The organism is Ruegeria sp. CH2 (genome assembly GCF_056537065.1).
Map to the genome: position 1 here is coordinate 1 of NZ_JBQFQV010000048.1, position 1,671 is coordinate 1,671.

Genomic DNA, 1,671 nt, shown 5'->3' on the forward strand with positions numbered 1-1,671 from the left:
CCGACATTCCCCAAGTGGCATGCCGTCTGACGTGAAGATCGCCTTACTCTGCTCACCGGACAAGCTTTTTTTGCCCCGACCGGCGTCTGCGGTTGCGCAGGCTGCGGAAACTGGGCGGGTCAGACCACGAAACCGCCGTGTTCTGGCTCGGAGGCGATGTTTTTCAGCGCAGCCGACAGACCTGTCCTGCCGCTTTCGTTCAGTTTGGGTGTGGATCGTGGTCATGCGCATAATGGAGGTGCTCGCAATCGGCGTATGGTGGTGAGGATGGCGCGCACCATCGAGCCGGTGACCGCCACCTCTGCCAGTTGGAAGGTGGTGGCGCGGGCGTGGCGGACGACGCGGGCGCCGATCTTGATCAGCTTCAGTTGCAGGCTGGTCAATGACCACTCGGCCATGGCTTCGGGCAGCTCGATGCAGCGCAGGAAGGTGGCCAGGTTGTAGGCCAACGCGTGGAGTTGCAGCCGCACTTCGTTGTCACGGAACTTCCGGCATGACAGCCGCGTCCAGCGAAAGGCATACTTCCCTTCCTTGATGTGCTGCTCGGCAGTGCCGCGCTGGTTGTAGAACCGCACGATCCAGTCCGTATCCGTGGGCATGTTGGTGACGATGTAACCGACTTTGGGGAACAGCTCGCCCGGATGCCATTCGATCTTGGCGACCACACGGCGCGGCTTGTCCCATGACGCCGCCTGATACTGGAAGTCCTCGAAGAACCGTTTGACCTTGGTCAGCGAAGGTCGCCCGACGGGCCGCGTCAGCCGATGCGCGATGTTCTCGCGCAATACATTGTTGGCGGGCAGCCGGATGGCGTAGAAAAACCGGGCTTCTTCCAGCCGCTCATAGATCGCCGGGATTGCGTAGGCGGCATCAGCTCGGAAGAACCGGCCGCCAAGGTCGCGCCCCTCGTAGCGCGCAATGACGGGGTCGAGAACATCCCGCCAGCCATCAGCGCTGTGGACATTGCCATGGCGCAGGGCGCAGCGTTCCAGCATGCCGAACTGGTTGAAAAGAAAGTTCGGGTGATAGCAGGTACAGTCGAAATGCCCGTTCCAAGCCGCGCCCTCCTGATCGCCATGGGTGGGGCTGACCGAACTGTCCATATCCAGCACGATGTACTTCAGACCATTGCGGTCATGAAACCGGTCGATCCATTGCCCGTTCAGGTCGGCCAGCGCCTCCTGGTTCTCGGGTAAGGCCAGCATCTCGGTCTCGAACCGCCCCATCTGTGAGGCTGAGGCCGCTTGTGCACCGACAGCACGGCCACCCACGACCTGGCGCATGACCGGATCAAGAGCGAGACGGTCGGCATCGTTGACATCCTCGTATCCCGCCAGCCGCCCGAACACCGATTGCCGGAACAACCCGTCAAGGCGGTGGACCGTGTTCTTACCGCGTCGGGTGTCGCGTAGTGCTGTTGCCGCCAGATCGGACAACCCGAGCGCGTCATCAAGCTCCCGCATCACCAGCAAGCCGCCGTCCGAACTGATCTGCGCTCCCCGGAACTCCACCCGCACACGGCGGTCGAAATCGACCCGATCTGCCCGCTGCAAGCCCGCACCCTCTGGGTGATCCATAAAACGTGCCCCTCGCAGCCTTCAACACCATGTTTTATAAGCAAAATATCTCATTCAGAACAGCAAAATCAGCGGATTACTTGGGGAATGTGGG

The 1,671-nt window shown here is 61.3% G+C and carries 1 protein-coding gene; it reads right to left on the reverse strand.

Annotated elements, in window-relative coordinates:
* Positions 1-221 precede the first annotated feature (221 nt).
* On the reverse strand, positions 222-1,577 hold the full coding sequence (locus tag ACR0M9_RS21055; RefSeq protein WP_480774601.1) for an IS1380 family transposase: 1,356 nt from the start codon (positions 1,575-1,577) through the stop codon (positions 222-224).
* Between the last annotated feature and the right edge of the window lie 94 nt (positions 1,578-1,671).

What these genes read in the sequence shown, in the direction of transcription:
- ACR0M9_RS21055 (WP_480774601.1), bottom strand. Translation starts at nt 1,577, where the DNA reads ATGGATCACCCAGAGGGTGCGGGCTTGCAGCGGGCAGATCGGGTCGAT.